Annotated in this window: 17 protein-coding genes; 12 read left to right on the plus strand and 5 right to left on the minus strand. The window is 50.0% G+C overall.

Annotation, left to right across the window (positions count from 1 at the left end):
* Positions 1-18 precede the first annotated feature (18 nt).
* Genes ACXAFI_RS01460 through ACXAFI_RS01470 form a run of 3 tightly spaced genes read left to right on the plus strand, consistent with a single transcriptional unit; the run spans position 19 to position 1,856 of the window.
* Positions 19-474 carry a DUF2750 domain-containing protein gene (locus tag ACXAFI_RS01460; RefSeq protein WP_444920160.1) on the plus strand — a complete coding sequence of 152 codons (456 nt, stop codon included), beginning with the start codon at positions 19-21 and terminating at the stop codon, positions 472-474.
* Between the two features lie 54 nt (positions 475-528).
* Entirely contained in the window at positions 529-912 is a 384-nt protein-coding gene (locus ACXAFI_RS01465) for a VOC family protein (RefSeq protein WP_444920159.1), read from the plus strand.
* Positions 913-926: 14 nt separating this feature from the next.
* Complete coding sequence (locus tag ACXAFI_RS01470) at positions 927-1,856, plus strand: SDR family oxidoreductase (RefSeq protein WP_475107391.1); 930 nt, start codon at positions 927-929, stop codon at positions 1,854-1,856.
* 129 nt (positions 1,857-1,985) lie between these two features.
* Here the strand turns inward: ACXAFI_RS01470 and mnmH are convergent, their stop codons facing one another.
* The gene (gene mnmH, locus ACXAFI_RS01475) at positions 1,986-3,077 is read right to left on the minus strand and encodes a tRNA 2-selenouridine(34) synthase MnmH (protein ID WP_475107392.1); all 1,092 of its coding nucleotides are present in this window, start codon (positions 3,075-3,077) and stop codon (positions 1,986-1,988) included.
* A 786-nt stretch (positions 3,078-3,863) separates the two neighbouring features.
* Here mnmH and ACXAFI_RS01480 point away from each other — a divergent pair.
* Together ACXAFI_RS01480 and ACXAFI_RS01485 are read left to right on the plus strand one after the other, a co-directional pair.
* Entirely contained in the window at positions 3,864-4,460 is a 597-nt protein-coding gene (locus tag ACXAFI_RS01480) for a hypothetical protein (protein ID WP_475107393.1), read from the plus strand.
* 243 nt (positions 4,461-4,703) lie between these two features.
* Positions 4,704-6,560: an SLC13 family permease gene (locus ACXAFI_RS01485; protein ID WP_475107394.1), complete on the plus strand. Its 1,857-nt coding sequence runs from the start codon at positions 4,704-4,706 to the stop codon at positions 6,558-6,560.
* Between the two features lie 2 nt (positions 6,561-6,562).
* Here ACXAFI_RS01485 and ACXAFI_RS01490 read toward each other — a convergent pair whose 3' ends face one another.
* Positions 6,563-7,009 carry a CBS domain-containing protein gene (locus ACXAFI_RS01490; protein ID WP_444920154.1) on the minus strand — a complete coding sequence of 149 codons (447 nt, stop codon included), beginning with the start codon at positions 7,007-7,009 and terminating at the stop codon, positions 6,563-6,565.
* A gap of 546 nt (positions 7,010-7,555) precedes the next feature.
* On the opposite strand from ACXAFI_RS01490, the gene ACXAFI_RS01495 reads away from it, so the two are divergent.
* Both ACXAFI_RS01495 and ACXAFI_RS01500 read left to right on the plus strand, forming a co-directional pair.
* Entirely contained in the window at positions 7,556-8,032 is a 477-nt protein-coding gene (locus tag ACXAFI_RS01495; protein WP_152455050.1) for a DNA binding protein, read from the plus strand.
* 181 nt (positions 8,033-8,213) lie between these two features.
* Positions 8,214-8,783 (plus strand): SixA phosphatase family protein, encoded by a 570-nt coding sequence (locus tag ACXAFI_RS01500; RefSeq protein ID WP_475107395.1) that lies wholly within the window; start codon positions 8,214-8,216, stop codon positions 8,781-8,783.
* Between the two features lie 19 nt (positions 8,784-8,802).
* On the opposite strand, the gene cobB is transcribed toward ACXAFI_RS01500, so the two are convergent.
* The 3 genes from cobB to selD all read right to left on the minus strand — a co-directional run bounded on the left by cobB (position 8,803) and on the right by selD (position 13,484).
* Positions 8,803-9,507: a Sir2 family NAD+-dependent deacetylase gene (gene cobB / locus ACXAFI_RS01505; RefSeq protein WP_475107396.1), complete on the minus strand. Its 705-nt coding sequence runs from the start codon at positions 9,505-9,507 to the stop codon at positions 8,803-8,805.
* 201 nt (positions 9,508-9,708) lie between these two features.
* Positions 9,709-11,016 carry an NAD(P)/FAD-dependent oxidoreductase gene (locus tag ACXAFI_RS01510; RefSeq protein ID WP_475107397.1) on the minus strand — a complete coding sequence of 436 codons (1,308 nt, stop codon included), beginning with the start codon at positions 11,014-11,016 and terminating at the stop codon, positions 9,709-9,711.
* A 182-nt stretch (positions 11,017-11,198) separates the two neighbouring features.
* Positions 11,199-13,484, minus strand: coding sequence for a selenide, water dikinase SelD (gene selD, locus ACXAFI_RS01515; RefSeq protein ID WP_475107398.1), 2,286 nt, complete (start codon positions 13,482-13,484; stop codon positions 11,199-11,201).
* A 259-nt stretch (positions 13,485-13,743) separates the two neighbouring features.
* Between selD and ACXAFI_RS01520 the strand changes: the two genes are divergently transcribed.
* The 5 genes from ACXAFI_RS01520 (at position 13,744) to ACXAFI_RS01540 (ending at position 24,129) form a co-directional block, all read left to right on the plus strand.
* Complete coding sequence (locus ACXAFI_RS01520; protein WP_475107399.1) at positions 13,744-18,921, plus strand: DUF748 domain-containing protein; 5,178 nt, start codon at positions 13,744-13,746, stop codon at positions 18,919-18,921.
* A gap of 398 nt (positions 18,922-19,319) precedes the next feature.
* On the plus strand, positions 19,320-19,685 hold the full coding sequence (locus ACXAFI_RS01525; protein WP_475107400.1) for a hypothetical protein: 366 nt from the start codon (positions 19,320-19,322) through the stop codon (positions 19,683-19,685).
* Positions 19,686-19,748: 63 nt separating this feature from the next.
* Positions 19,749-20,171: a GFA family protein gene (locus tag ACXAFI_RS01530; RefSeq protein ID WP_475107401.1), complete on the plus strand. Its 423-nt coding sequence runs from the start codon at positions 19,749-19,751 to the stop codon at positions 20,169-20,171.
* A gap of 344 nt (positions 20,172-20,515) precedes the next feature.
* Entirely contained in the window at positions 20,516-20,713 is a 198-nt protein-coding gene (locus tag ACXAFI_RS01535; protein ID WP_475107402.1) for a hypothetical protein, read from the plus strand.
* Positions 20,714-21,066: 353 nt separating this feature from the next.
* Positions 21,067-24,129, plus strand: coding sequence for a hypothetical protein (locus ACXAFI_RS01540; RefSeq protein ID WP_475107403.1), 3,063 nt, complete (start codon positions 21,067-21,069; stop codon positions 24,127-24,129).
* Positions 24,130-24,270: the final 141 nt, after the last annotated feature.

Genomic DNA, 24,270 nt, shown 5'->3' on the forward strand with positions numbered 1-24,270 from the left:
GATGGAAGTAAAGCAGTTTTGCCTGATGCCAGAGCCGTGGCCTTTGCGTTGGTGCGGGGGGCAAACTGGCGTAAACTGCTGGCAAACTTATTAAGCGAAGATGTTATGCAAAGCGAACCCTTAACTGACGATTTTGAAGAAAACTGCGCACGCTTTTTACCGGAGGCCGCTGAACAGGGCTGCGTCTGGGCGCTGCAGGGGGAAGAGGGCTTTGCGTTGTGCGAATCCGAAAAGCGCCCACAGACCGAGGTGATGCCCTTTTGGTCCCAGCGGGAATTTGCCCAGGCACACTGTGAGGGCGATTGGGCGGATTACCAGGCGGTAGCTATCGACCTGGAAGAATTTATGGATGACTGGCTCACCGGTATGCACGAGGATGTACTGCTGGTGGGGCTGAACTGGAACGATGAGCTGGACGGTGTGGAGCTGGAACCCATCGACCTGCTGGAGCAACTGGAGCAGGAGCTGCAATAAGCTGCGCCATAGTGCCCCACCCAGCGGATAAAAATTAAACAACAGGGTGTCTCAATGGAGCAGTTTCTCGGCTTGCATACAGTTATTTACGGTGTAACAGATATTGCGGAGGCCCGCGCCTGGTATTCGCAGCTGCTGCAGAAGGAGCCCTATTTCGATAGCGATTGCTATGTGGGTTTCCATCTCGGCCATTGTGAACTGGGCCTGAATCCGGATGCGCGCAGCGCGATCAGCCGTGCGGACGGGGTGATCGCCTACTGGGCGGTTGCGGATATGGCCGCGCAAGTCGAGCGTCTTGGAGCCATGGGTGCGCGACAACACAGCGATGTGGTGGATGTTGGCGAGGGCGTACTAATGGCGAGTTTTCTCGATCCTTACGGCAATATTATTGGCTTGATTGAGCAACCTCAGGTCGTGTCGGAGGGTTCGAACCAGTAAACGGAGCAGTCCCCGTGAACAAACCGCCAGTATCCAGTTTCCGAAAATCTCCTGATAGCTTTGCCGCAGAGAGCCTTGCGCAAATTGGCCGGGGCTATGTGGCGCCCGACAGAGTCGCACTGATTACCGGCTGTTCCAGTGGTATTGGCCGCGAGCTGGCCCTGGCTTTGCACCGCCGCGGCACAATTGTTATCGCCACCGCGCGGCGCCCGGAAAGTCTGCAGGAATTGGCGGATCTGGGTATCGCCACCGAAGCTCTGGATGTTAATAGCCAGGCAGATATTAACCGGGTGCTACACGCCCTCAAGGCCGCCTACGGTCGTCTGGATATATTGATCAACAACGCCGGTTACGGGCAGATGGGCCCGCTGATGGAGCTGGATACCCGCTCCCTGGAAAATCAGTTTCGCACCAATGTATTTGCCCCGCTGGCACTGGCGCGCGCCAGTGTGCCGTTGATGCGCTCGGGCAAGGGGGCTGTAATTTGTAATATCGGTTCCGTATCCGGTGTTTTGGCTACTCCTTTCTCCGGAGCTTACTGCGCTTCCAAAGCGGCCTTGCACACGCTCTCGGAAGTCTTGCGCCTGGAACTAAAACCTTTTGGGATTCGCGTTATGACGGTACAACCTGGGGCTATTGCCTCGGAGTTCGGCCGCCACGCGGAAGTATCACTGCGCGGTCTCTTGCCCCCAGATTCAATGTATAAGCGCCAGGAAGAGGTGGTACGCGCCCGCGCACAGGAATCTCAACAAAATGCCACCCTGGCCAGTTCCCTGGCACGTAAGTTAGTACGTGAACTACTACGTAAACGGCCGCGCACACTGGTCCGTATCGGCAATCGCAGCCGCCTGTTGCCCTGGCTTGCGCGCTGGTTACCGCATAAATTGCGAGACTGGATTTTATTGCGTCGCTTTAAGTTGCACCGTTTGGCCCACAAGGTTTAATTAATTTTTACAGGCCGCTGGGTCGTAGCTTCAGTTTTTACCACTTGGACAAACATGTTTTATAGCGCAATACACCACGGCAAAATACCGACTTAGTTTTAAGAATTACTAACTGAAACTTAATAGTTACTAACTAGCAGTTGCACTCGCTTGTTGCAGCCACTCTTTCACTTCGGAGAAACTTCCGCGAAACAGGATGGTGCTATCGCGTTTTTCCATCAGGTAGTTGTAACTGCCATCGTAATATTCCCGCAACAGTGTCATAACGAGCGGGATATAGACCTCACTGTCACCACTGTGCTGTAACTCCCGGTTGGCATCGGCGAGTTGTGCATCCAACATCTGATAGCGCAATCCACCGAGACGTTTACGAATTTTACTCAGGCTGTTACGCAGATCTTCGCCAAGGGCAACCGCGGGTTTTTCTGTAGCTTTAAAGCGCGGCAGGGACTCGCTCACATAACTGCACACAATACGCCGCGCCCGCTGTTCCAGTGGTTCTTCCACCAGGACTCTGGGGGCTTCTTTCATGGCACTTTGCAGTATCGGGGGTAGGGCGCAGCGACCAATAAGCCGGCTTTCATCTTCAATAAAAACAGGTCCGGTTGCTTGGGAAAGTTTGAGTAAATCGATGCTTACTTGGTTTTCAAAATCGATTTGAGATGGCTGTTCACAACCCGTGCGGCCAAAACTGGAGCCGCGGTGTCGGGCAATTCCCTCCAGATTGAGTGCACGTTCACTGCCCTGGATCAGTTCTGTCTTGCCACTGCCAGTATGACCGGCAATTACGACTAGCGGCAGCTTTTGGCTGAGGTTGTCCAGCTCGTTGAGCAGGTAAGTGCGCATGGCTTTGTAGCCACCTTCAATCAATGGGTAATCACTTCCCATCTCCCGCAATAATTTTTGTGTAGTGCGCGAGCGCAGGCCGCCCCGAAAACAGTAGAGATAACCTTGGGGGTGGCGATGTATAAATGCAGTCCAATTTTGCAGCCTTTGCTCAACCACTTCCGGAGTGGCCAGCTTCCAGCCCAAATCGATAGCCGCTTGCTGACCCTGTTGCTTGTACTCGGTACCTATCAACTCACGCTGCTGGTCATCCAATAGCGGATGATTTTCCGCACAGGGAAAGGCTCCACGTTGGAATTCCACCGGCGCACGCACATCCAGTAGAGGAATATCGTTGAGGAAAAGGGCCCGGTAATTCGCAGTATTGTGCCGCAATGAGAGTCTCCACAAATTCTGAAGCGGTGAGAGTAAAGTACCCAGACCTGTCCATTGCAGGTTTGGTCCTCAAATTGTAACGCGCCTTGATGCTTTCTTAACCATAAGTTTGGATGTGGAGTTGGGAGTGAGTCGGTACGATTTGAACAAAGCCTTTTGGTAGGCGTTTCCGGTCATGCCGGTAGGTTAGCAAGAACTAACCAGGATTTGCTTGAATTCTCGATGGAAGTGGTAGCGTGGTACTAAGGGGTAAATTTTAAGCTCGTTAAAATCAGGCATTCCCTTTTTGGGGGCGACGCTTTTAGAGCTTTAAATCAAAAAATAAAAAGTTTCCAGTCGCTTGCGATTAAATCGTGGCTCATTTCCAGTGCTCTTCTCTACTGTGGGCTTTAACAATAAAGACTAAAGCTCCTCTTAATCTTTAAGCAATTTACCAATTTCCTGAGGGTACTCTTAAATAGTTATTATCGTTAATGGAAATTGTTTATTTATTGAGTTTGGAGCTCCAAAACCCTCAGCTATAAAAGATAAATCATCAATAACCTCAGTTTGTGTCGTGTTATGACAACTCCGTTTTGCAAATTTCATTGGCTTTTAGCGGTATTTATATGGCTAACTTAAAGAAGGCTTAAGGGGATACCCAAAAGTCCTAATTATTATCAAGGTTGATTAAAGCTGGGGCTGAGATCAATGGCAGGTTAATCAGAGACAATCATTTATACCAATGATTGATTACTACGGGTTTAACTGCCTTTAGAAACATCAGTGACCCAGGGAAGTTTTATAATGGCAAAAAGTTATATTTATATTCCCATTAATAGCGATGAAATGCAGGAGTACGCAAAGAGTTTGGCTGGGGCCTGGAATATCCCAGTAAACCAGATACTTGCGAATAAAGTAACTTCTGGTATTGGGAAAGCGATGTATCGTTGGGTCGATAAATGCCTCAGTAAATTGAGGCCAGAGGATACTCTTTATATCGTTACACACGGAACGGGGGCGCCGGATGGTCAAATGATCGGTGCTGAGCGATCTGTGGGAAAAAATGTACAGAAAAAAGTGTATGTAAATGGAACGCCGAAGTGGACTGGGGGGGAATGGAAAACTTACACGCCAACAGAATTGGCGAGCACCCTGATTAAAGAGGGACTACCCGCCAATTTCGTAAATCTTCATGTGTGTGCCTGTGGTTCGGGCTATGACGGCGAAAATCTGAGACCTTGGGCCCAGCGCCTGTTGCAGAGGATGGCTATAACGCACGGGAGCCTCCAGGTAACGGGATATCGAGGTTGGTTTTCCTGCAGTACTATGCGGGTATGTATCAAGGTGGGCACCCAGTTTTACCCCCTTGAGGAGCGGGCGGTGACCTTCACCTTAGCTTAATTAGGACAGCAACGCTGGCCCCAAACCGCACAGGGATGTGCGATTGGAACTCTTTCTCGCTATTTCTATTCCGAACGATTTACTTCGCTGACAAAGGCAGAAGAAGTAAATTTCGGCACAAATACCTCTCAATAGAATCCAGTGTTCTGGCGCCATTTTTCCTCTTTAGCCTTAATCCTTGTATACCCTGAATAAGTCGCCCTGTGGGAATTTCCCTATGAATTGCATTAGGCGCTCCTCTATATGACCCTCGATCAGCTGCTGATTTTAATCATTCTCGCGATTACGATAGTGCTGTTTATCTGGGGGCCTTGGCGCCACGATATGGTGGCGCTGTCCTCCCTGCTCGCTTGTGTTTTCTTCGGATTAATCCCTCCTGAAAAAGCCTTTGCTGGATTTGGTCATCCCGCCGTGGTTACCGTGGCCTGTGTGCTGATTCTCAGTCGCGGCCTGCAGAATACTGGCGCTATGGGGGCCCTGGCTCAGCGGGTAGTACCGCGCAGCGGCAACATCACAATATCCATGTTATTGCTTACCGGGCTCGGTGCTCTCTTATCCGGCTTTATGAACAATGTAGGGGCTTTGGCGCTGTTGATGCCGGTGGCGGCGGATATGGCGGAAAAACAGGGCTTGGCCCCGGGTAAGGTGTTGATGCCGTTGTCTTTCGCAACCATTCTCGGTGGCATGACCACCTTGATCGGCACGCCGCCAAACTTGGTGGTCTCTGGTTTCCGCGATAGCGCGGGGGCTGGTAGTTACGGCATGTTCGATTTCACACCGGTGGGTTTAGTGGTGACTCTGGTGGGACTGTTGTTTATCGGCCTGCTGGGTTGGCGCCTGGTGCCCGGTCGTGGCCAGACGGGTGCGGCCAGTTTTGAAACAGGAACCTACCTAACTGAGGCACTGGTTGGGGAAAAGAGTGCGGCTGTGGGTAAGAGCCTGGGAGAAATTGGCAAGGTGCTGAGTGCCGAGGATGCACAGGTGGTTGGGTTGGTGCAAAGCGATGCCAGGGTAGCAGCGGTCGCTCCCTGGCAGCGGGTGCAAAGCGGGGACATTCTGGTGATTGAGGCCGAGCCCGAATCCCTGGCTGCCAGTTTATCCAGGCTGGGGCTGAAAATGGTAGGCGGCACTGAGACGGAAAAGGACAAAAAGGTTGTTGTACAGCTCGGCGGCGCAAAACCACTGGAGGATACTGATGGGCGGAAAAAAGATCAGGATAAAGATAAGGGCGTACCCGCTGGCGAGGAAATGCAGCTTCGCGAGCTGGTAGTGATGCCCGATTCATTCCTGGTGGGGCGCTCGATTCAGTTTGTGCACCTTTCGACCCGCTATCAGATCAACCTGCTCGCCCTGTCCCGGCGGGGGCGTCGTTCTGTACGGCGGCTGCGCTCAACACCGCTGCAAGCGGGCGATGCCCTGTTGATGATGGGCCCCGATGACAACCTCAGCAACTTTGCACGGGATCAGGGCTGTGTGCCTTTGGCCCAACGGGATATCGGCATGCCCAATAAAGAGAAGGCCGCAATCGCCCTGATTGCCATGGCGTTGGGAGTGGCGGGGGCGGCCTTTGGTTTGGTGCCTGCAGCAGTCTCATTCGCCACCTGTGTACTGGCTTTTATGGCGCTGAAAGTTGTGCCATTGCGCAATATTTACGAGGCTCTGGATGGATCGGTGATTGTCTTATTGGGCACTCTGATCTCTGTGGCTGAGGTCATAGAGAGGACAGGCGCGGCGGATCTGGTGGCACAAGTACTGCTGGATAACCTGGCTCAGGGTAGCTCGGTAGTGGCTCTGGCTTTGATATTAATCATCACCATGACCCTGTCGGACTTTATGAACAATGTGGCTACTGCGGCGGTGATGTGCTCAATTGCCATCAGTACCGCCGAGCAGTTGGCGGTGAATCCAGATAGCTTTTTAATGGCGGTGGCGATCGGTGCATCCTGTGCCTTTCTCACGCCGGTGGGGCACCAGAACAATACCCTAATCCTGGGGCCGGGCGGTTTTGACTTTGGCGACTATTGGCGCATGGGCCTGCCCCTGGAGATACTGGTAGTGGTTGTGAGTATCCCTATGCTGCTGTGGGTATGGCCCCTCTGAACTCAGGCGATGGAGTCGTCCACCGGTTGCGCCAGCTCCGCAAGGTAGTTGCCGCAAAAGCGCAGGATATCGGTCACTGTGACGATACCCACCAGCTCTCCCTCGCGCATGACCAGCACCGAGCCGATACCGGTATCCGCCATGGCCATGAGAATCTTATCCAATGGATCGTGGATATCGGCAATAAAAGGGCGGCGCGCGCACAAGTCGTGGACATAGAGTTGCTGCTCTTCCAAACGATGTCCCGGTGCATTGGCCCTTTCGATATCCCCTTTGGAGATAACCGTCTCCAGATCACCGGCGCGGGTCACCGGTAGATGGCGCACCTTGTGCTCTTCCATTAGCGCTAAGGCTTCCTCGACCGTGGCATCGATATCAATATGGTAGGGAAAAGGTGTCATCAGTGCCGCTAGAGTGGGCATATGATGGATATTGTGGGTATTGGACATAGCTTACAATGGTTATCCAATGGTTTTTTGCAATGGGTGCTATAACAAAAGTCTATGCAATAATTTGCAACTGGTGACTGCGGATACAATATAGCCAAAACAGGAGTGTTTGAATATCCTTTTGTTGAGGCAGATATCCCCGCCTTTGTTACACTTTGTTAGCGATAAGAGCGAAGAATCCTATTATATTCAAATGATAGGGCGTAAACAGTTGATATTTGTTGGCGAAAGATTATTATTCGCGACCTCAGCCGAGAAATATAATCAGTGTTTCGGGTTCAATACCGGAGATGGCTGAAATCGGCTAGCTTTAAATAATGTATTTGCCGAACATATCTAGCACTGGAGTCGACCGGTGCAACGATATCTCGTTTTTGCATTCGGCTAATTCGTAATATGCCGAATATAACATCACTTAACCGCCTGCAATCGGCTAGTGGTGCTGTTAACAATTTTGATATTTCGAATAACCGGGCTCGACTCTGTGTCGGTTTCCGTCACAGTGTTTACTCTGTATTTTTAATAACCGTCGTTGAGGTTTATTGAATGTTCCAGGAATACGAACAACTCGAACAACAAATTGCCGAACACCAGGCAAGAATAGAAGAACTGCAAGAGCAAATGGCTCAGGCAGAGCGCAAAAAAGATGGCGTTATTGCTTTTGATAAGGCGCTGGTTAACCTGGCCGCTGAATACCACATGGAAGAAGAGGAATTCTTCGTTGCACGTGGCCGTCAGGTCGTTGAGTGGCTGGTAGACCAGCTGAATGATGAAGACGCTCCAGACTACGTACAGACTCTTAAGTCTCGTGTGGCCCGTCACCTGAAAAAAGAGGGTGATACCCCCCGTCGCGGCCGCCGTGCTGCCGCTGCGAGCAAGTCTGCCGAGCCTAAGCTGGAAACCGGTCACTACCGCAACCCTTATACCGGTGCCACTGTTGAAAAGAAAAAGCGCAACCCTAAAGCGCTGAGCCAGTGGATCGATGAGTACGGTCTGGAAACCGTTAAAGAGTGGAAGATCTAACTCCTCTCTGGCTCCCTATCCAGTACCGGTAATACCGGTGCTGGATACTTCTCGCCACGGTTATCTTTACACTTCTTAAAAAATTAAACGCATTTTCCTGTATTTCATCGAATACGGGTTTACTTTCTCTAATATCTTTTGCATAACCTCCGGCCAATAGTTGGATTGAGAGAGTTTTTCTGTGTTTACTCGAATTATTGGCCTGCTAGTTTTCTGCTTTACACCCCTGATTGGGCTCAATGCCTGGGCGGAAGCCACACCATCAAATACCAGTAGCCAGGTGATTTATCTGGTGCGCCACGGGGAAAAACAGCGGGGGCCCGATGCTGGCAGAGATCCGCAACTCGCTGCGGCCGGAAAAGCGCGTGCTGAACAATTGGCTCGGATACTCGAGGGTGTGGAAATTGATGCGGTGTACAGCACCGATTTTATTCGCACCAAGGAAACCGCCCGTCCACTGGCCGAGCAGCGGGGCTTAACGATTAAAAGCTATGATTATCGCAAACTAAAAGAGTTTGCTATGGAGCTGGAGCTGGCTGGTGATCGTATCTTAGTGGTGGGGCATAGTAATACTACCCCGGAGATGGTGGCGCTGCTCGGAGGGGAGCAGGGTGCGCCGATCAGGGAATCGGATGAATACGATCGACTCTATATCGTTATCCGTGATCGCGGACAGGTGACCACCCTGCTACAACGTTACGGTGAGGACAGTAGAGAAAACAAAATGGCCGAGCACTCGGAAACCCAGTAGTTCTCAACGGATATTCTTCCTAGCCGAGCAGCTCCTGTACAAAACTGCCGACAATCTTCGAGGCAGGTCCATAGCGGTGCTCGGCAAAGGCATCACCCACACTACTGGGTTCCAAATTTAATTCCACACTGTGCGCACCCGCCAGGTTAGCGCACTCCACAAAACCGGCTGCCGGGTAAACATTGCCGGAGGTACCGATGCTGATAAATAGGTCACACTGACTCAAAGCTGCGTAAATAGTCTCCATCTGCAATGGCATTTCCCCAAACCAAACCACATGGGGGCGCAAGGTGCCGGACAGTCCACAGCATTCGCAACGATCCGTAACCTGTAATTCCCCTTGTAAGGAAAATAGCTGGCCGCTGATACTGCAGCGCGCTTTACGTAGTTCACCGTGCATGTGGATCAGGTTGCTGCTGCCAGCGCGTTCGTGCAGATCGTCGATATTTTGGGTAACTAATAAAAAGTCTCCGGAAAATTCTTTTTCCAGTTCGGCTAAGGCTCGATGGGCCGGGTTGGGAGCTATATCACCATAGAGCAGCTGTTGGCGGCGCTCGTTATAAAAGCGCTGTACCAGTTGAGGGTTGCGTTCAAAGGCTTCGGGAGTGGCAACATCTTCAATACGCTGATTTTCCCACAAGCCATCGGCCCCACGAAAAGTGCGGATACCGGATTCCGCTGAGATACCGGCACCGGTCAGCACCACGATACGTTGATATTGCATAGAAAAAAATTCGCTAATCTGTGGTGATTAAAAGATAAATATTTACTGGCTAGTTTACGGGGAAAATATTTTATCTGAAGTATGAAAGCTCAAAATAGTTGAATTAGGGTAAACACCTGAAACAGTTTGTAAATGCTTGCAGATCAACAAGTACAGGCGACCCGAATAGACCGCCAGTTTTATGAATTTAATTATTTTTTATCAATGCAATTTTAGACGGGGGCTCACCGCGCGGTTGGCTTGACCAATCAAATAGAGCAGCATGGCTTTTGGCCAACCATGGATAGCCGCCAAGTGCATGCGATAGAGGGAGCGGTAGGCAAGTCCGGCAATTCGCCCTTCAATGGTGAGGCTGCCTTTTACCAGGGTGCCCATCAAATTTCCCACCGCAGTGTATTTACTCAGGGAGACCAGTGAACCGCGATCCCGATAGTAAAAATGTCCTAATGGCTTGTCTTCAATCAGAGCGATCAGGTTGGTGGCGGTGAGCTTGGCCATCTGTTGTGCCGCTTGGGCGCGTGGCGGTACCCGTTGCTCGTCACCATCGATGCAACTGGCACAGTCTCCCATGGCAAAAATATGTGGATCACTTTGGCTCTGTAAAGTGGTTTTCACTTCTATCTGGTTGAGGCGATTGGTGGCGAGCCCGTCGAGGCGGTTGAGGAATTCCGGCGCTTTGACCCCTGCGGCCCAGACGCGAATGGCTGCGGGAATTTCCCTGCCATCGCCGGTGGTGAGACCTGAGTCACTGGCACTGGCGATACTGCAACCCGTGAGTACGCGCACACCCATTTTACTCAGTTCGCGTTCGGCGTTATTGCCCAAGCGGGCCGGAAGGGCCGGCAACAGGTGCGGCCCAGCCTCAATGACAGTGATATCAATAGCGTCGGCACTGATTCGCCCATAGTTGCCCATTTGCTTGCTGGCACCGACTAATTCTGCCGATAGCTCTACCCCGGTAGCTCCGCCACCGACTATGGCGATCTGCAAATTTTTATTAGTGTGGGTCTCCAAGCGCAAAAAGTGATTGAGAAGCTGCTGGTGGAATTTCTGTGCCTGCTCACTGCTGTCGAGAAAAACGCAATGGTCGCGCACACCGTGGGTGTGGAAGTCATTGCACTTGCTCCCAATACAGAGCACTAAATAGTCGTATTCAAGCTCGCGGGGGGGTACCAGTTCATTGCCCTCGTCATCCAGCACTGCACCCAGGGTGACTACACGGCGCTTTCTATCGAGGGACTGCAGGGCGCCGAGTTGAAACTCATAGCCATTGGCGCGAGCGTGAACCTGGTAGTTGAGGGCGTCCATATTGGCGTCCAGTGCGCCGGCGGCAACCTGATGAAGCAGGGGTTTCCAGATATGGGTGCGATTTTTATCGACCAGAGTGACTTGTGCTGCGGGGGAATTGCGTCTTTTCCCCAGGATTGGAGTAAGGCTGAAATAGTGCCCGAGCCGCGTGGCCAGGTGTAGTCCACTGGCGCCGCCGCCGACGATCACAATTTTTTTCATGGTGGGTGGTCTTCCTGTCGATTGCTAATAAGCCGACTCCCCGATCTGTGAAGACCTATCGCCGCAATACTTGGCTGCTGGCGCTTGTTTTGGCGTCAGTATCCCCTGCATTGGCAGTGATAGCAATTAGTATCAACAGGCCCTAACCAGTGGCGATGAAAATTGGAGGAAAAGCGGGGTTATCACACTTGGCTGTGTTCCGCTTCGTTATCGCGGGTAAGTAACTGCCGCCAGTGGCCATCTCTGCGCAGGCTTACCTTTGGTTGTGGATTCTCGTTACTGCTGATCACACCGATGATGGCAGCTTGGCTGCAGCCACTCTGCAGTAGCGCGCGCACACAGGGCTCAGCCTTGTCTGCAGGCACTGCGGCGAGCAGGCCACCACAGGTTTGTGGATCTGTGAGCAATGCCCAGTGCGGCAGCGATTGCCATTCCCGCGGGTTTTCCACATAAGCGTAGGCGCTGGCATTTTGCGGCTGCAGGCTGGAGAGCCAGCCGCGCACAATGCACTGGCGGGCACCGGGAATCATCGGCAGTGGCTCGGCGATCAGCGTGGCGCCGAGTCCATCGGGTTTCAGCATTTCCAGCAAGTGACCGAGCAGGCCGAAGCCGGTGACATCGGTGAGGGCGTGAGCGCCGTGCTGGGCGAATATTCCGGCGGCGGCTGCATTACTGTGCAGCATGGTTTCCAGAGCCTTCTGCAGCCAGCGCCCTTTGGCTTCCCCCATCCCCTCGGCGGCGAGAATGGTGCCAATGCCCAGAGGTTTACTCAATATCAGGCAGTCCCCATGACGAGCTCCACGCTTTTCCAATAATTGCTCCCGCTCAGCCAAGCCATTTACGGTGAGGCCCAACTGCAGTTCCGCGCCCTCGGCGGTGTGTCCGCCGGATAGAACACAGTGATGGCGATTGAGTTCGTAAATCACACCAGCGAGTAGTTGTTGTAAATCCCGCTGGGTAATTTCCTCTGCTGCGGTGGGCAGGGTGGCCAATACCTGCGCACTCACAGGGCGCGCATGCATGGCAAATAGATCGGAGAGTGCGTGCAGGGCAGCGAGTCTTCCAAACAGCCAAGGATCGGCTACTGGGGCACGCAGTTGATCGGAACTTTGCACCAATAACTGAGAGGCAGGTAGGTCCATTACGGCGGCATCATCCCCGAGACCGCGCAACAGATAATCGGATTGCTGCGCGGGCAGTTTGGCCAGGGCGCGGCGCAATACCTCCGGGCCCACTTTGGCGCCGCAGCCATTACAGCGCATGCTGGCCAGAGAAATACCTTCGCGTTGGCTCAGTATCTCGCGGGGTTGCGCGGTCGGCATCTCTTCCATGGTGACGGGCAGATCGCTAAAACGGTGCATAAAGCTGCGGTCGATATGGTCCTTCCAGCGCCAAAGTGGCGCGCCCACTGCGGCAACTCCATTGCGCACCGCTACAGCACGCCTGCCTCCACAGGACAGCAGGCTGAGAAAGCGCTTCTGTGGGCGATAGCGCTTCAGTGGGCGCCCGGTGAGTGTCGCGCGCAGGTTATGGAAGAGCACTGGCCCCTGACGCACCGCGTAGACACCGGCCTTGGGCAGCGGCCCTGCGGAAAAGCTGGCTACATCGCCGGCGGCAAAGATTTCCTGATGACCCTGGGCGCGCAGTTTGCTGTCTACTAGAACGAAGCCTTTGCCGTCCAGCGCAAGCTGTGAGTCCGCTAGCCAGGGAGGGGCACAGGCATTGGTGGTGAGCAGCACCTGATCCAGGCCCAATAAATCGCCGCTGTTGTTACGCACGCCCTGTTCGTTAATTTCCGCCACGGTCCAGTTGTGGTGTACCTCTACCCCGAGGCTACGGAGTTCTCGCGCTACTAATTTTCGTGCGAGGAATGGGTAGCCCTGGGGGATTTCGTCGGCGGCGTGGATCAGGTGAATTTGCACACGCCCAGAATAGAGCTGTTCCTCTAGGCTGTGAGCCATGGCCATGGCTAGCTCGCAGCCGCCGGCACCGCCCCCAATAATTCCGAGGCGCAGGGGCGTTCGGTTTTTTTGTACGTGCTTTTGTAGCTTTTGCCAGAAGTTGTAGAAGTGCCCGATGGGTTTAATGGGGATGGCCAGCTCAGAGCCCGGCAGTTCCCGCACTGGGGTGGCGCCGACATCCAGGGAGAGCAGGTCGTACTCCAGTGGGGGGCGCCCGAGTAAGGAGACCGTGCGGGTTTTCACGTCGACATGGTGGGCACAGGCCTGAATAAACCGGGCACCGGCAGCGCGACACAGGCGCGCCAAGTCAATATGCGTATCATCCAGTGAGTAGTGGCCCGCCACCATCCCCGGCAACATGCCTGAATAAGCGGTTTGGATCTGCGGTGAAACCAGCGTCAGGCGCGCGCCCGGCAACGGATTCATAGCCCACATTTGCAACACTATGGCATGGGCGTGGCCGCCGCCGACCAGAACGATATCCTGGTAGTTAGGGTGCTCCTGCATTTTTGCTCACTACTAATTCTCTGGAACGATTGCTGGGGTAAATCCATTGCCCGCCAGCCAACTTCTCCCGCCGCGCAAATTTACTTCTGGATAAATATTAGACAGCGTGAGTTGGGGCGAGACTGATAGCACGACGTCAACTTTCATTATCGCGAATCACAGCGTCAGGGTAAAAAAAACAACGGGGCTGGTCTTTACTTTATGGGCTCAGCTGTCGTTGCAGCTTGCTTTCAATTAATTTCGCGGCGCTATTTTTCTAATGCCAACAGAGCCTGCCCGTCATAATGCCCGCTTTCGTCATCTGCTGTGGTGGCTGATTGGCGGATTATTGCTGCTCGAAGGGCTATCTCTGGTGCTTTCCGGTCTGGTACGCGATAAAACCAGCGCATGGATGGCCGAGCGGGGGCTGGATTTTCAGGCGCAACACTTCCGTGTGTCTCTGCTGGATCTAAGTGTCTTGGTTGTCGATTCGCGTGCAATCAATCGCGAGGGGCGAGGTTTTTCCGCCCAGGAAATCCTGCTGGACTATAGCTGGTGGCAGTTGCTGCGTGGTCGCGCCAATCTGCCGCGGGCTTCGATCAGCGGCGCTTATATCGATCTGCAATCCACCCCCGGAGATCGGCAAAGAGATTGGGAGCTGGGCGGCTGGAACCTGACTCAGGGCGAACGGCAGGACAGGGATTTTCAACTGACAATCGGTTCGGCACGCATACGTAATAGCGAGCTCTGCTATTTGCACAGACCCATCTGGTCGACGGCTTCCTGCGTTTATTTAGGCGATGTGCGGGCGCGGGATTTTACCCTGGGACTGTGGCGTAAGGGGGATGTTCCCCTCAAAGTGGATATTGCCGCTGCAGAAATTGAATTGCACGAATTGTTAGCTAGAGAGAGAGACTCTGCACGATATAATACCACCTTGGCATATTTTCATTTAAAGGCTGGAGAGTTTCGTTGGCCCAGTCTACTCACCGAGGCCGATGCCTTTCAGGCTGAATATTTCTCGAGTTGTCCACCGCAGCAGTGGGCCGATGCGATTCGCGGTTTGCAACGCTTGATCGGTCATTGTGCGGCAGCGCGCACGTTGCGAGCTGCAGGGGATTTAAAGTTTGACTTTGGTCGTGTAGCCATGGCGCAGTGGCGCCGCGCCCGCGGCGAAGGGGTTTTGTTGCGGCGCAGTGATCAGCGCTGGCAGGATTGGCGTGCGGAAACCATTGCCATTCGCGATTTTGATTATATCCGTCCAATCAAACGGCTGCGGTGGCGACGTGCAGGCGCTACCGCCTTTGATTGGTGTCCACAACAGCTGCGCAATGCTGAGCATCATTTTTGTGTGCGTGCCACCACCCTAAATCTCCCAGGGCCCACCGAGTTTGACTGGAATCAGCACCTAAAAATAGCCACAGGGCCCAGCCATGCCCAACAGGTTCGCTACCTGGATGTGGCACAACCCCACAGGCAGCCCCTAACGGCACAGCAGGCCCAGTTGGGTTCGCTGAAATTCGATATGTCCAGCCGAGTTCTCTCGGTGGACAGTTTATCGGTCGATCATGCCAGTGGCTGCGTACCTGGTGAGTTGTGGAATAAGCCCGACCACTGTGTGCGTTTGGCGGGCCTGCGTGGAGAGGAAAAAGTGGCACTGCGCTTTGGTTCGCAGCCAAAGTCGATTCCCTGGGGGTTTGCCAGTGGGCCACTGTATCTTGGGCAGATGCAGTTGAAAGGATTGGCTGAGGAAAAACTGAAATTGCGCCAATTACAATGGGGCGGCATTGACACTTTGGTATCCGATACGCCTTATTCCATTCAAGACTTCTCCCTGGAATCTCTATCGGGTTGTCTATCGCGTGGCTTGCTACCGGAGGGCCTGGGGCCTTTGTGTGCCCAGCTGAGTAGTCTGCGGGGGCAGGGGAATTTTGCCCTGCAACCCGGTAAGGACGGCTATGCTATTTTTGGCAAACTGGGGGTGCAGCGGCTGATGCTGGGGGACAGCCCCAGTGGCAATAAGGGCCTTTTACTGCAAAAAATGGCCAGCGGTGCCGGTTATTATCGCCGTGAAGCGGTTGAAGACCCCTGGGCCGCCAGTGCTATGGCATCGGATATTGGCCCAACCGAAGCGGATTACGGAACTGAGAAAGGACGTCTCGAGGAGCAAGGACCACTGGCCAGTACTCAAATAGCCAGCGTGGACGCGCCAAATTTCAAGCTGGAAAGTGCCAGCTTACTGCGTCTAGACGGCTGCCTGCCGGATTCTTGGACCCGCATACTCTACCGCGACTCACTTCCTCTTGAAGAAATGCCTACTTGCTTCGACCTGCGTGACTTTCGCCAACTGCAGCCGCTTCGCATAGCCTGGCGAGGAGGCATTGATATCGCCACCACTGAGGTTTCTCTTGAGCAGGCCCTAGCGCACACAGCACAAAATCGCTCCCTACTAAATATAAAAAATCTGAATTTACCACTGGTAAGAATCCGCCACTCAGAAGCCGCCATACTCAGCACTTACATAGCCCTGCCGGGGAGTGATTTAAAGACGCTATACACCTGCTTACCCGATATAGCGGTTTTCTCTAATATTCATATCCGCTGTATAGATTTTCAGGAGCTTCAACTTGGCCAAGCATTTCATTTTGAATTTGGTCGCCAACAGGCATCGGCTAACCTAAATGACTCCAGTATTGCCCGGGTTCAATTGCTTGGGCGGGACGATGAAGCCGCTCTGGATGTACAGAAACTTTCCCTGCCGGTTCTGGAATTTCTATGGTCCCGCAATGGCAGTGCTTCTTCAGAAATAAAGTTTGAAAAAGTGTCTGCAGAATCCCTGCAAGCTTGTCTGCCACAGCAACAGGGAATACAAGAAAAATTACCGCACTGCATTTTCAGTCGGGATTTACATTCAATCAATAATAGTGGCATGGTTTTGGGGGAGACTAAGTTTACCCGTACGGTCTCTGCTGAGCCCCTCTGGCAGTTCTCAAAGCTAGAAATTCCAAAGATCTACTTTTCCCCAGGCTCTATCGATCTCTATGATTTATCTATCGATAACATCTTAGTTTGTGGTTTGCAGCGCCTAATGCCTGGAGGGGCTGACAGAGCCAATTTAGCCGATTGTATTGAAACCCCACAGATAAAATTTACTGGGAACCCAATTCGTATTGGTTTCGACCAGGGTATTGACCGCCTAAGTTTTAGCACTGTACAAGCTGGTCCAATCGCCTTCTGGCAAAAAGGTCAAGACTTCCTTCAAGCTGGCTTGCAAAAGCTGAGCTGGAGGGAACTAGACTGGAACGGCGGAAAGGTTTTTTCCGTTACCGATTTAAAGGTTATCAATACGCGGATCTGCCTGCCGGATTCTGGCAAGACCGTGACAGTCGAACGACTTGAGAGATCTAGAGCCGGGGATACACGGCGGTGTTATGGCATAGATGAATTATATATGCCCGGTTTACAGCGCATATCCCTTAAAAAGCCTTTTGCGCTTAAGGGTTCGTTACACTTGGCCGGCCTCTCAATTCCCCGAAAAAATACCCCACCCATTAAAATTCCCAGCTTCCAGCTGGACAACATCTCCTTTGAAGGTGAGTCCCTGGCAAGGGTTCAGAATGCCAGTGGCTGTTTACCTGCCGGACTGTTAAAAGACAAAAAGTTTGCCCCCTGTTATCAAATGCGGCAGTTGCGTTTGGGGGGAATGGAAAGCCTGCAGGCATCAACTGGGAGAACATTTCTGCTCAGAGACATCAGTGTGTCAGAAATACAAATGCACGAAGCGGGGTTTCCTCAAGGTCTACCTCTTCCCCTGTTAAAAACCCAGAGACTACAGGTCGAGCAGCTGCATTTTGGAGACCGGTTCTTAGGGGTACAACAACTGCGCCTCCTGGATATCGCCAGTTGTATTCCCGCCGGTTACTTTGACCAAGGCAGTCACTGCCTTAAATTCGGAACTGTTGATCTAGATGGTAATTTTAGTGGCGTACATGGACTAACGTTGTCCCTGTTTAAAGTTGAGAATATTGATCTCTTTTCGCCAAAAGGCGAATTACTAGTCGAGGGGGAGAGTATTGAAGTTTCACACTTCTCCATGAATTCAGAAGAGTGGTACTTTGCCTGGGGAGAAGCCGTTCATTTCCACTTTTTTAATCGGGACCCTGGTGCCCCGGAATTTGAACGCCATAGTACTGTTGGGGACTTCAGGCTATTACATATCAAAGCCTTAAGTTTTGATCGACGTAAGGAGCTGCTAACGATTGATTTTATCGATTTCCTGAAGCCACGCTTTATTTTGTTGCGAGATGAGCAGGGCCAGTTTCCTGTGACTTGGGAAATTGCTGAGCTGCGTGGTATACCGATTAATCAGTATATCCACCGGAAGAAAAAACTGCAGCCGCCACTTTTTTACCACATCGGCGATATCTATTTACGCCACGGCACTTTTACCTGGGTAGACCGAAAGCATGAATTTCGCGCACGCCTGCCGGTGCGTGACATTAACCTCAATCTCACTGATATCAGTAATTTGGGAGAACATCCTCCAGCTGTTGTAGTGGCGAATGGCCGCCCCGGTGGGTTTGGCGATATTCAATTGGCGGGGACGATTGATTATCTTGGACAGCAAAAATGGAATGCAGATCTGACCGGTTATTTGGCCAATGTGAATCTGATACCGGCTACACCCTATATGGCTAAACTACTTGGCTTCAAGATACTACAAGGACAGATGGATGCTGTGGTCAACATCCATGTCCACGAAAATCAACTGAATGCCTTTGCCGATGTCGTGCTGGAAAAAATCAAGGTTCGGCGAGTGCGAGACGACGATCAACTAGCAGTTAAAAAGAGATTTATTCCCCTGAATCTGGCTCTTTGGTTGCTGAAAGATGGAAAAGGGAATGTGAAGTTTGGTATGCCGGTTACTGGTAATATTCGTGATCCCAAGTTTTCCATGGAATATGTGTTTAGTGAGCTTCTGCAAAAAGCCATCATGGATGCACTATTTAGTTACTTCACCCCTTATGGTATTTATCTTTTGGGTAAATTGGCTTGGGGACGGTTTATGGCTAAGTCATTTGATTCTATCGACTTTGCTCCAGGTAGTGCGGAGTTAACCGGTTTAGCCCTGGCACAGCTTCAGCAAATGGTGGCAGTGCTGCACAAACATCCGGATGCCCGTCCAGGGGTTTGTGGAATTGCCAATGCCAGGGACTGGAATGCAATGTATCCCAACTCCACCATTGGCTTGCGTGGTAGTCGTCGTTTCCTGTCTAATTTTTATCGTAGGCCGCCGATTATCTTGCGAGAAGAATTTGAGAAGCTCGCTTTGGAGCGAAGTCGCAAGGTTGAACGTTACTTAATTGACGCTGGCATTCCTGCGGCGGAGCTGATCCCATGTGCTCCGGATTATATGGGGCGAGATTTCGGTGAGCCAAGGGTCGAATTTTCCAATTAACGTTGATGCTTATTAGCTAAGTTAATAACTTATAAATTGTTGGCTTGGTTTTTTTGATAACGGAGGAGAGCCTTTTAATAGGCTTCTTCTAGGAAACTATCCTTTTGATAGAGCTTAACCGATTTCCTATGTAGATATGGACTTCACATTGATAAAGTTTCTTGTGATCTTTTCAGTTGCTTTATTAATCAGTATTGCCTATATGACCGTTGAATTTAGTGTGTTAGATACCTGAATTCTAGAGCGCAAATATAGGTATCTTTCATCTAGCTTGATGTGGTTCTCGTTTTTGTGACATAGTTGATGTGTGAATACCTCTCTTTAGGTAGTGCTATTTACCACTGTTATTGCGACTATTTGCTCATACCTTTAAAAGAATAAATATTCAAGGAATGAATATGAGAATAACCCTGTTATTCCTATTACTGTTTTCAACCTCTGTATTTGCTGTTGAACAGCAGCAGCCCCTTAAAACCATGTCCACGTGTTTGGTAATGAATAAATGGAGTGCCTGGGGTATGTGGGAATTCCAGGTTTACGCAATGGCCAGGGAGAAGATCTTAATTGGTGATAAGGAAAATCACTTCCTGATTACAGCGGATGAGCCGGGTTTTCGTCACATCATTGCTGGTGAGGAAGTAGCAAATTATCCAGAAGCAACCACCCTGGAAGATCTGGCGCGGCTGTGCAAGGAAAATTGCCCGCTGAATCACACCAAAAGGATCAACTGGTTCAAGCGACGCTGCAAGTCTTATGAATCTTAGATTGCCCTATGCAACAGTTAGTAAGTGTACGCTTCTATAGCTTTACAGAAGAGAGAGAAAAATATGAACGATTCTAATCAAGTCCAGGGAAGCTGCCTGTGCGGTTCTGTGACCATTAAGGCTGAGTTGCCTTCTTCTGACCTTGGGGTCTGTCATTGTGGTATGTGTAAGAAATGGAGTGGTGGTCCACTGTTGGCAGTAGACTGCCAGACCAGTGTTGAAATCTCCGGTGAAGAACATGTATCGGTATTTGACTCTTCAGACTGGGCTGAGCGTGGTTTCTGTTCAAAATGTGGCTCCCATCTCTTCTACCGATTAAAGGAAACTCAGCAGTATTCAGTACCTGCAGGTATCTTCGAGCTTCCCCCAGAAGTAACAATGACCCATCAGATATTTATTGATGAGAAGCCCACTTACTATAGCTTCGCCAACGAGACCAGAAATATAACCGGCCTGGAGTTGGTCACTGAATTTTCCGGAGAGTGAGTGGTTACACACTCCCAGTTACTATTTGGGGGACCATTTGTCCCCCTTTAAGGTTACTATTAGTCGCTAACAGTGCTTTTGGATTTGGATTTGGATTTGGATTTGGATTTATGAGTAACTGTACCCGCAGCAGAGTTTGTGGGTGACACGAGGTTCCCACAAGCAGTCATACTAAGCTGCTGAAAGGGCCTGAAAATGTGGAATGACCGAGTAGTAATAGGGAGTGGCAAACTGCCATGACAGAAACACAGATAGTAGAAATTTTCCTGGCTAATCAATGGTGGTCCATAATCGCACTAGTGATATGTGTCATAGGTGTCACCTTGTGTTGGTTTGGAGGCCTTATGGCCGCACTCACTGCCTTGGGCAATAAGCATTGGGTTTGGGGTATTGTAACCATATTTCTTGGCCCCATTACCGGGATTCCCTATGCGCTGCGTTATAAAGAGGCGGAGTATGCTCGCTCTTTGATGTTGCGAGGTGTCTGGATTCTGTTAATTGGTTTAATTATTTTTGCGCTTATTTTGTTTTTGGGTCGCTGATTAATCGTTAAAAGTGCCGAGCCATGGATCGGCACTTTTTAGATTCGTGTCTACTCTATTCCTAGTTCTTCATCCCTCCAAATTTCTTGCAAATACCCTACCTCTTCATAAATATCTATTCTGCACCTTTGTTTGAATTTTTTTGCTTATCTTTTTGTCAACTGCTTCAAGTATTAGATGATGATTGTTAAATAAATTGCTGTAACAGGTGTTTCAAGTTTGTTGAAACAATCACATTTGCATGATAGAAAGCGTGCGCTGATTTTCCTTTCAGGATGGTTTGTCTTTCTTTGGGAGTAAGTCTGTCAGGTAGGGAAGGAGTATGATTGTTAAAAATCTAGGGAATGATAATTATGGGATTTACTTTTAAGCTGACTAAGCCAGCTTTGACTATGGGATTGGTATTTATTGCTGGAATATCAGTTAACGCCTCGGCTTCAAATCAATTGATAAATGGTACTAATTCAGAAGAAAGTGTTCATTTGGGTTCTGAGAAGTTATTGGGCAATAATTTGGTAGAAACTACTCAGTCAATGAATTTGCCAGCTGAGGTTTCTATTTTGGGAGAGGCTATCCGTAAGCAGCTCTACTACAATGAAGCCGATTCCGTTGCACCTGATGAAGAAGTTCCCGCAGAAGGCACTTACTCCCGCGATAGAGCTGCATTTCGCTATCTCGACTTAATGTATAGTCTTGATGCCAATTCTGATTCTGTAGTCAACAAATATCTTAGCGGCATATCACCAGAGGATTTTTCTAACCTATTTGATACTACCGAACGAAATCGTATCTCGGATGTAGAAGCACAGCTGTATGAGCAGTTAAGACTGTATCCTACAAACGAAAGCCTACAGAATACTTTGCTGGATCTTTACTATGATCGTGCGGTGGCAGAAATTGTCCAGGCCAACCTTGCTCTGGATAAAGCCTTGGCAAGCCGCTTAAATGATGAAGTAATAGCTGTAGAAATAGGTTATGTGGATGAGGCCTATGAGCTACTTAGTACTGCTTTTCAACAATATATAGATCTACTTGAGAGCGCCCCAGTTTATCTACAACAGTGGGCAGTATCTCGGGGGGAGATAAGTCCGCGCTATTATGATCCCAGTACTGGTACGCTAAAGGATGTGGCACCGTCAACTAGCCTCTCCAGTGAGTATAAAGATATCGCTATGCTTTATCAGTTGATGGAGAAGCTGGCTTCAGTCAAGGTGCAGCAAGTCCGCTTGGCGATAATGTCCGAGGTTGAGGGCTCCAATTTATCTGCAGAGCTAATTGAGGAAGTTAATGCTCTTCACAGTGATTTAACATTTGGCGAGTCGGCACTGCGTGCTCTACTCCCAGAAATTGATTTTACCCAGCTTTCGCTGGATACGGGTGTGCCTCAGGCAGTTAATGCGTTGCAAGCAAAACTCTTTGAGCTAGAGGTTACCAAGTCTTGGCTTAAAGGCGAAGGTAACTTTTTAGGGTTCTCTTGGGAGGCTGTACCGCAAGGGTTTGGCAAAGATGCTGATACCTTTAATGCATTAATTGAGAGTATAGGTAGAGAGAATGGCAAAATTGTTAAGGCACAAGAAAGCCTTTTTTCAGCGAAAGCAGACCTTGAAGATTACCAACATAGCGTCGACTCTCTAGCTCAGGAGCTTGTAGGTCGCAATAAAGCACAGGGGAAAAAATTAACTAGGTTGCTGGGGGTAACTTTCCCAGGTAGATGTTATGAAGTCAGTTGTGGAAAGAATTATAGTTTATCACGAGTTGCTAATGATCTTTTCTCTTGGAGAAGGAATGTTAATAATGTTCAGATTTCAGTGAAACGAAATTTATACCGTTTGGCAGAACATCTGCACACCATAGAATCTGAAGTTAAGCTATTAGCACTGAATGCGGGGATGAATGAGGGGCTTACAAAAATCAGCCTTGATTACGGGCCTCAACAAACTTCACTAGCGCAGCGCGTGAAAGAAATTCGAATTGCACAAGAAGGGTTTAACTCTCGTATAGTTTTATTCGAGACCTTGGTTGGTACTATTGACGACTACCATAAGGGTAGTTGGAGTGATGTGGATGGCTTGTTGGCCCAGGTTAGAGAGATTGAAAAGACTATCAGCTCACTTGGTGATTTCGAACAGCTCTCAACAATGAACGCCACTTTCGCTGCTGAACTTAGAGCGAATATGCTTGATAGTACTGGCAATATGTTAACTGATGGCGATCTGTATCATTTGCAGAATTTGTGGTTGGAAATAAATTCTATTGCTTTTGATGTTGCCCAAGCTGAGATGGCGCTGGTCCAGGAGTCTAAACGTTTACCAGTTATCTTGAGTAAAGCTAAAGTAGCTATTGTTCAGTTTAAGAAGGAAAAACCTGACTTGGCTCTTCGCCATTACTCAAACCTAGTTAATAGTCGTAGGTCTATCGCTGCTTTATTGGAGTATGAGGATGACTTTGAAATTGCGCAGCAGTGGCTTTTTCATGCTGTGAGTGCATTGGAGAACAAGTGGCAACATAAGTCGTTTGAAAAAGCTAGAGGTGTTAGTAAGAAAGCGGTTCTTCGTTTGCGGAGTATTGATGATTTGTGGGCTTTCCATGAGAAAATGCTGAAATTAAACTCGAGAATCATCATTCCAGAAATATATAAAGATACTTTTTCGATTAGAGAGGATGTTTTTGGTTATAAGAATTTCATTAATGGTGTTCAGCAATCATATTTGCACCCTGACCCCAATAAACAAAATGGTCCTCGTTTAAGCGCTGTCGAGGCTTTTCGAGAGAAGTTGCGTCTTCTATCCCGAGCTTTTGGTGATGAAAAGTATGTGACTATTGAGTTTAGTACGGTCAAGGATAGGTCATCCGCTAATTTCTTCAATGGCCCAATTATTTCTGGCTGGGGGACTGACTCTGCCTGTATTGAGGTTGGGGGAAGCTACAGTGACAATATTAAGAGCGTTGAACTTAGTATCCCTATTTCTTACGATGTTAGCGGGGAGTTGGAAACTCCTGCTTATTTAACCTATGGTGGAGCTGGAATTTACAGAGAGGCTATTCCTGGTGCCGATGTTGTCAATAATGCTGGGAGTTTTGGCGTTACGGGCGAGCTTAACTCTTATAGTGTGTCGTCTTGGGATATCACTGGAAATTCTTACTGGGCACCATTTGGTACTGCTCACAGCACATCAATGAGCGCGGGATTGAATTTATTCGGTAATAATTCAAGTTCCGTGAACACTGTAGCCTACAAATTTAATGGTCAAAGTGTCGCTGCAACAGGGTGGAGGCTATCTTTCTTGATAGAGGATTTTATTGGTCAGGTTGTGGATATTAATGCGATTAACGATGTAGAGCTAATTTTCGAACACAGCGTCAGGCCCAGAAATTACTCAGATTGCAGAGGTGACAATCAAGGTGGACCTCTTTAATGGGTGGTAGTTCTTAGTTGCTGCTAATTCACGATTAATGGAAAATGGTTGCGGTAATACCGCAACCATTTTCTATATCTACTTATATTCGAGCCTAAATGATAAGTTAATGACTTCTTGTGATTCTAAAGCTTATGTTGG

It is taken from the genome of Microbulbifer sp. ABH2_005, assembly GCF_056160005.1.